This window comes from Craurococcus roseus, from assembly GCF_039523795.1.
Lineage (GTDB): Bacteria > Pseudomonadota > Alphaproteobacteria > Acetobacterales > Acetobacteraceae > Craurococcus > Craurococcus roseus.
This window is the reverse complement of the sequence record NZ_BAAAFZ010000027.1, coordinates 41,915-48,550: the sequence shown is the minus strand read 5'-3', so window position 1 is coordinate 48,550 and position 6,636 is coordinate 41,915. Positions and strand designations below refer to the sequence as shown.

Genomic DNA, 6,636 nt, shown 5'->3' with positions numbered 1-6,636 from the left:
TCCCGGCCGCGCCGGCCGAGGCCCCGCCCGCGGCCCGGCCCCGCGCGCGCCGCCTCGACCTGGACCGCGCCAAGGGCATCGCCATCCTGCTCGTGGTGCTCGGCCACATCGTCGCCCGCGACCAACCGCCGGGCGTGGAGTGGTACGAGCCGTTCCGCTACGCGGTCTACCGCTTCCACATGCCCTTCTTCCTGTACCTGAGCGGCACCGTGGTGGTGCTGACCGGGCTGCACAGGTCGGCGCCGGCCGACTGGCCGCGCGTCCTCCGCGGCCGGGCGGTGCGGCTGCTGGTCCCCTTTTTCGGCCTCGGCCTGTTCATCCTGGCGGCCAAGCTGGTCGCCATGCAGGTTGTCCACGTGGACAACCGGCCGGAGGGCCTCTGGACCGGGCTGCGCGATCTGTTCTGGACCACCGGACAGAGCCCTGCCGTCACCGTCTGGTACCTGCTCGTCCTGTTCCTGAGCACGGTGCTTGCCGTGCCGCTGCTGCGCTTCGGCGTCGGCACCACCGGCCTCGTCGCGCTGGGCTTGGTCCTGCAAGCGGTGGAGGTGCCGCCCGCCGCCTACCTCGACCGCTTGGCGAGCCACTTCGTGTTCTTCGCCGCCGGCGCCTGGGTGGCCGAGCGGCAGGACCGCCTGCTGCCCCTGTTCGAGCGCCTGCAACCCCTGTGGTGGGCGGCCTTCGCCACCGCCATCGGCCTCGCGGTCGCCGGGTGGATGGGCGAGCGCGCCGCGCTGCTCGCCTGCGGGCTGCTGTGCGTCCCCGCCCTGCACGGCCTCGTCCGGCTGCCGCCCGTCTCGGGCTGGGGCTGGCCGCTGGTCCTCGGCCGCTACGCGATGGCCATTTACCTGTTCAACACGCTGGCCATCGGCTTCGCCAAAGCGCTGCTGATAGCGACGGGCGTGGGTTGGACCGAGGAGGCCTTCCCGGTCCACGTCGTCGTCCTCACCGCGGCCGGGCTGGCGCTGCCGATCCTGGTGAAGGCGCTCCTGCTACGCCGCCTGCCGCCGCTCGACCGCTTGACGGACTGACAAGCCCGGCGCGGCGAGCGCGACCGCCGCCGGGGCGAAGGCGAACAGCCAAGCGAGCCGCGCCTGGTAGCGCGGCGTCGGCCCGGACAGGCCGCCGGTGATGGCCGCGTTCCCCACGCCGGCCGCGAGCGCCAGCACCACCAGCGCGGCGCCGGCCGAGCCCAAACGGCGCCGGAGCAGCAGGGGCACGGCGAGCAGGGCCAGGAAGCCGAAAAGGGCCACGACACGGTGCAAGGGCGCCCACCTCCCGGCGTCGAGCACCAGCAGCCCCCGTTGCTGCCGTGCGGCCAGGAAAAGGTCCCGTTCGTGCGGGAAGAACTGGGCGATGAGCGGCTCGGGGCCCGGCACGCCGGGCCAGGGCTCGACGCCGTCGCCGGTGCCCACCATCCGGAACTGCTCCAGGGAATTCGCGGCGAAGGCCAAGGCCACGGCGCCGGGGGCGTCGCGCAGCACCGCGGACACGACCTCGGAAGCCTCCGCCGCCCAGGCCTTGGGGCCGCCGAGTTCCGTCCAGAGCGGGCTGTCCGTTCCCCACAGGAAGGCGTTGTGGTACGGCCCGAGGCGGCCGAGGCTCCCGCAAACGCGCCACCCCGCCTCCGGGCAGGCCCGGCGCAGGAAATCCATGCCCGGGCCGTCGTAGATCACCCGCGCCGCCAGGAAGACGGGGCCGAAGGGCGACAAGGAGGCGCGCCCGTGCCCCATGAGGTTCACCGCGACCAGCGCGAGAGCGGCGAGGACGCCCGGCCCGGCCATGCGGAACACCCCGCGCAACGCCGGGCGCGCCCCGCGCGCCGCCAGCAGCAGCGCGCCGCCGCAGAGCGCGAGGCCGAACGCGAGGGGGACGTGGCTCTGGTGGAAGGCGATGGAGGCGGCCGCCAGCACGGCGAACCACAGGCGCTCCCCCGTGGACAGGGCCGCCGCCTTGAAGCCGAGCAGCCAAAGCGCCAGCACCAGCACGCCCGTGAAGACGTCCGGGATGAGTTGCGCCGCGGTCCAGGGCAAGCCGGTGAGGACGGAAAGGGCAAGGGCGACGGGGGGCAGCAGCCAGGGGTTCGGGCGGCCCAGCACCCGCAGGGTGACGCCCAACAGATGCGCCACGATCAAGCCCTGCGCCAGCACCGACCCCCACAGCGTCAACCGCCAATGCGTGGCGAGGAGGAAGACGCTGTAGAAGGGCGGCCGGTCCCAGCCCAGGTACACATGCAGGACTTGGCCGAGGTACGTGCCGGTGTCGGCGAAAACGAGCGGGTAGCCGTTCCAGAACGCCGGCCAAACCAGGATGAGCGCGGCCAAGGCCACGGCGCCCGCCCGAGCGGCCGGCCGCCGCTCAGGACCCCGCGGCGGCGCCGGCACCGGAGGCCCCCCTCCGCCAGCGCCCGACGTCATGGGCGGAACGGACTGGAGGGCCAACGGCGCCGGGATCTGGTTCATCTCAGGCCTTGTTGCGGTCGTCGAACCCGCGAGGATGCGCCGAGTGCCACGCCCAGGCCGTGCGCACGATCTCGTCGAGCGCGCCGAGCTTGGGCGACCAGCCGGTGTCTTCCCGCAAACGCTGCGATGAAGCAACAAGAACGGCGGGGTCGCCGGCCCTGCGCTCCCCGAAGTGATGCGGCACGGGGCGTCCGCCGACCCGCTCCACCGCTTCGATCACCTCGCGCACCGAGTAGCCCGTGCCGCTGCCGACGTTGTAGCGGCAGCTCCCGTGCTCCAGCCGCTCCAGCACGCGGAGATGCGCATCCGCGAGGTCGGTCACGTGGACGTAGTCGCGGACGCAGGTGCCGTCCGGCGTCGGGTAGTCGGTGCCGAAGACGGTGAGCGGCGGCCGCGTGCCGAGCGCGGCGCCGATCGCCAGCGGGATGAGGTGCGTTTCCGGCTCGTGGTCCTCGCCGATGCGCCCGCTCGGGTCGGCGCCGGCCGCGTTGAAGTAGCGCAGGCAGGCCGAGCGCAGCCCGTGCGCGCCGTCGGCCCAGTCGAGGCCGCGCTCCACCATCAGCTTGCTGTCGCCATAGGCGCTGGTGGGCGCGAGCTTGGCCGCTTCGTCGATCGGCGTCCGCTCCGGGTTGCCGAACAGCGCCGCAGTGGAGGACAGCACGAAGCGGAGGCACCCCGCCTTCACCGCCGCTTCTGCCAGCCGCAGGCTGTTCGAGACGTTCTCTGCGCAGTAGCGGAGCGGCTCGCGCATGCTCTCGCCGACCAGCGACAACGCGGCGAAGTGGAACACCGCGTCGAACCGCCACCCGGCGAACACCTCTTCCAAGGCGCGCCGGTCGGCGATGTCCGCCCGCACCAGTTCGGCGCCTGGCGGCAGCGCGTCCCGGTGCCCTTGCCGCAGGTCGTCCAGGACGACGACCTTGTCCCCGCGCTCCACCAACGCCAACACCAAGTGGCTGCCGACATACCCGGCGCCCCCGGTGACGAGGTAAGTGCCCCCAGCCATGATGCTCCCGTCCTATTCCCGGAAGTATCCACCATAGCGCGGGTGGTAGACCTCTGCATCCGCGTAACCGGATCGCCCGTGGACCTTGGCGTCCACCTGCGTCAGGCACGCGCCCACCACCCGGGCGTGCGCGTCCTCGAGCAGGGCGAGGGAATTGCGCACCACCGAACGCGGCGTGTCGCGCCACTTCACGCACAGCAGCGTCGCGTCCGCCAGCCGCGCCACCACGCGGGCGTCGGCCATGGCGAGCGCCGGCGGCGCGTCCAGCACGATCAGGTCGTAGTCGCGCCGCACCCGGTCGAGCAGCCCCGCCATCGCCTCGGACATGAACAAGCCGAGCGAGTGGATCTCGGCCGCGCCGGCCGGGATGTAATCGAGCGAGGACAGGTGGTCGCGCCGGATGATCCGCTCCAGCACCGCCTGCCCGAGCAGCAGGTCGGTCACGCCAGCGGCCCCTTCGGCGCGGAAGACCCGCCCCAAGGAGGGCTGCCGCACGTCGCAGTCGATCAGCAGCACGCGCTCGCCGTTCATGGCGGCGGAGCGCGCCAGGGCGACGGAGGTGGTGGTCTTGCCCTCGCCCGGCCGCGCCGCGGTGATGACCACCACGCGCGGCGGCTCGGCGCCGAGCCACAGCGCCGCGCGCAGTGTCCGCATGCTCTCCGCGAAGGGGCTCAGCGGCTTGCGCACCACGTAATCCTCGACGCGGTGCCGCCCGAGCAGGCCGCGCCGGAGCATCGGCACCAGCGCGAGGTTCGGCAGGCCGAGGGCGGAGCGCACCTCGTCGCCGGACCGGATGGTGCTGTCCGCCTGCTCCAGGAACCAGATCACCAGGAGCCCGAAGAGCACGCCGAGCACCACGGCCGCGGCGACGAACAGCGGGATCTTGGGGAAGCTCGGCTCACCGGGCAGGGTCGCCACGGAAAGGACGCGCGCGTCGGCCTTCTCGATCGCGCTCTGCGACGCGGTGAGCTGCGACCGCTCCAGCACCTGCCGCAGCAGCGAACGGAGCGCTTCGGCGGAGCGCTCCAGCGCGTTGATCTGGATTTCGGCGGTTTGGTTCTGGTTGACCTTCGCCTCTTGTTCCCGGAGCTGCGCCTCCAGGCTGCGCACGCTCGCCGCGGCGGCCGCGGCCTCGGTTTGCAGGACCTGGACCACGCGGGTCGTTTCGCCGGCCACCGCCCGTTGGGCGTCGTTCACCTCGGTGCGCGCCCTGGCCACGTCGGGGTGGCGGTCGCCGAGGTTGGACGACAGGCCCTGCAACCTAGCCCGCGCGGCATCGAGGATGGCACGCTGCTGCACGAGGTTGGAGGCGCCGAGGGCCGTGATGTCGCCGCCGCTGCCAGACCGCACAGCGGCGAGCCTCGCCTCGGCGATGGCTTGGCGGTTGCGCATCTCGGTCAGATCGGTGTTCAGCTTCCTGAGCAGGTCGGCCGCGATGCTCGCTTCGCGGTCCTGGCCCCGCTGGAGGCCGGACGTGGCCCGGAGCGCGGCGATCTGCTGCTCGGTTTGTTGCAGCTCCTGCCGCAGGTCCCGCACCTGCCCGCCAAGGTAGTCGTTGGCGCGGCGCACCGCGTTGAACTTCGCCTCGAGCTGGTCGTCTGTGTAGAGCTGCGCGACCATGTTCGCCACGTCGCGGGCGAGTTGCGGGTCCTCGGAGGTGAACTGGACCTGCAGCACGCGCGAGTTCCGCAGCACCGTCACCAACAAACGGTCGCGCGCCTCCTCGGCGGCCTGGACCTCGGCCCTTTCCTTGGGCGGCGTGTCGGCCACCGGCTTGGGCGCCACCAGCTCGGCGAGGTCCGGCGACACGGCCGAAAGGCGTTGGGCGAGCGCCTCCCGCAACCGGTACCAGGGCGTCGAAGCGCGCTCGGCGTCGCGCAGCCACCAAGCGAATTCCGGCCGGTCGTCGAGATTGAACTGCCGCGCGACGCGGCGCATCACCGACAGGCTCCGTATCACCTCGACTTGGCTGGCGATCACGGCGTCGGTGGTGCTTTCCGGCAACAGAGTGCCCTGGAGCACCGGCCCTTGGTAGCTCTGTGTTTCGTAGATCAGCGAAGTCGTGGCGGTGTACCGCGGCGTGAGGTTCTGAGCCGCGATGAAGGCGACCACCGGGAACAGCAGCGCGCACAGGATCAACACCCAGCGCCGCCGCCGCAGGGCGGCGAGCAGCGCCGTCAGCGTCAGACCTTCCGGCTCGATCAACTCGCTAGAGACGGGGGCCTGCCGCAGGCTGGGCCGGCGATCGCCCGGCGCCCGGGAGTCAAGCGGTCTGTCTAGCATTCGCCGATCGTCTTCCTTGATTGTCGCGCTGCAATGCAGCACGGGAATTGAGGGGCAGAACAGCCCCGGGTCAACAAACGGCGTGGCGAACTCGCCGCAAGCGATCAAAAAAAGGCGTGATGAACCACCTGCGCAAGGAAACGCGAATGTGCGCGCGGTCCGCGTTCTGGCAAACAGGGCGGACGGTGCGACTCCCGCGACCGAACTGCAACGTGCACCGAAGAGGATGCTCAACCATGCGGATATCCCGACGCCTCGGAATGATGCTCATCACGGCCTCCGCCTTGGCCGCGTGCGCGTCGCCGGGCGGAAACCTGCCGCCCCTGCCGCAAACGACGCAGAGCGCCTACCGCCTCGGCCCCGAGGACCAGGTCCGCGTGACCGTCTTCAACGACCCGCGCCTCACCGGCGAGTTCCGCGTGTCCGACGCCGGCACCATCGCCCTGCCGCTGGTCGGCACCATCCGCGCGGCCGGCCGCACCACGCCGGAGGTGGAACGCGCCATCGAACAGGAGATGCGCCAGAAGAACCTGTTCCGCGACCCGAGCGCGTCCGTGCAGGTGATTTCGTACCGGCCCGTCTTCGTGCTCGGCCAAGTGGAGCGGGGCGGCCAGTTCCCGTACCAACCCGGCATGACGGCCCTCACGGGTGTCGCGGTGGCCGGCGGGTTCAACTACCGCGCCGTGCGCGATTACGTCTCGATCACCCGGATCGACGAGGAAGGCCGCCCGGTGGAGTACCGCGCCAACCGCGAAGCCTTGCTGCAACCGGGCGATGTCGTGACCGTGTTCGAGCGGCGCTTCTGATCCGCCCTGCGGCGACCGCCCTCGCCATGCTCCTTGCCGCCGGCTGCGCCCCTCCGTCGCCGGCGAAGGGGGAGCAGCC

General features: G+C 71.9%; 5 protein-coding genes. 2 read left to right on the top strand and 3 right to left on the bottom strand.

The features are described 5' to 3' along the window. A partial coding sequence (locus ABD067_RS11185; RefSeq protein ID WP_343895372.1) for an acyltransferase family protein occupies window positions 1-1,031 on the top strand: 1,031 nt, incomplete at its 5' end. Here ABD067_RS11185 and ABD067_RS11180 read toward each other — a convergent pair. From ABD067_RS11180 to ABD067_RS11170, 3 genes are all read right to left on the bottom strand, one after another. After that, window positions 993-2,324 (bottom strand): hypothetical protein, encoded by a 1,332-nt coding sequence (locus ABD067_RS11180; protein ID WP_343895371.1) that lies wholly within the window; start codon window positions 2,322-2,324, stop codon window positions 993-995. The two genes, ABD067_RS11185 and ABD067_RS11180, sit on opposite strands and share 39 nt — an antisense overlap. A 139-nt stretch (window positions 2,325-2,463) precedes the next feature. Then, entirely contained in the window at window positions 2,464-3,468 is a 1,005-nt protein-coding gene (gene galE / locus ABD067_RS11175) for a UDP-glucose 4-epimerase GalE (protein WP_343895370.1), read from the bottom strand. A 12-nt stretch (window positions 3,469-3,480) separates the two neighbouring features. Continuing rightward, window positions 3,481-5,751, bottom strand: coding sequence for a GumC family protein (locus ABD067_RS11170; RefSeq protein ID WP_343895369.1), 2,271 nt, complete (start codon window positions 5,749-5,751; stop codon window positions 3,481-3,483). Window positions 5,752-5,987: 236 nt separating this feature from the next. Between ABD067_RS11170 and ABD067_RS11165 the strand changes: the two genes are divergently transcribed. After that, window positions 5,988-6,557, top strand: a complete 570-nt coding sequence (locus ABD067_RS11165) for a polysaccharide biosynthesis/export family protein (protein WP_343895367.1) — start codon at window positions 5,988-5,990, stop codon at window positions 6,555-6,557. Window positions 6,558-6,636: the final 79 nt, after the last annotated feature.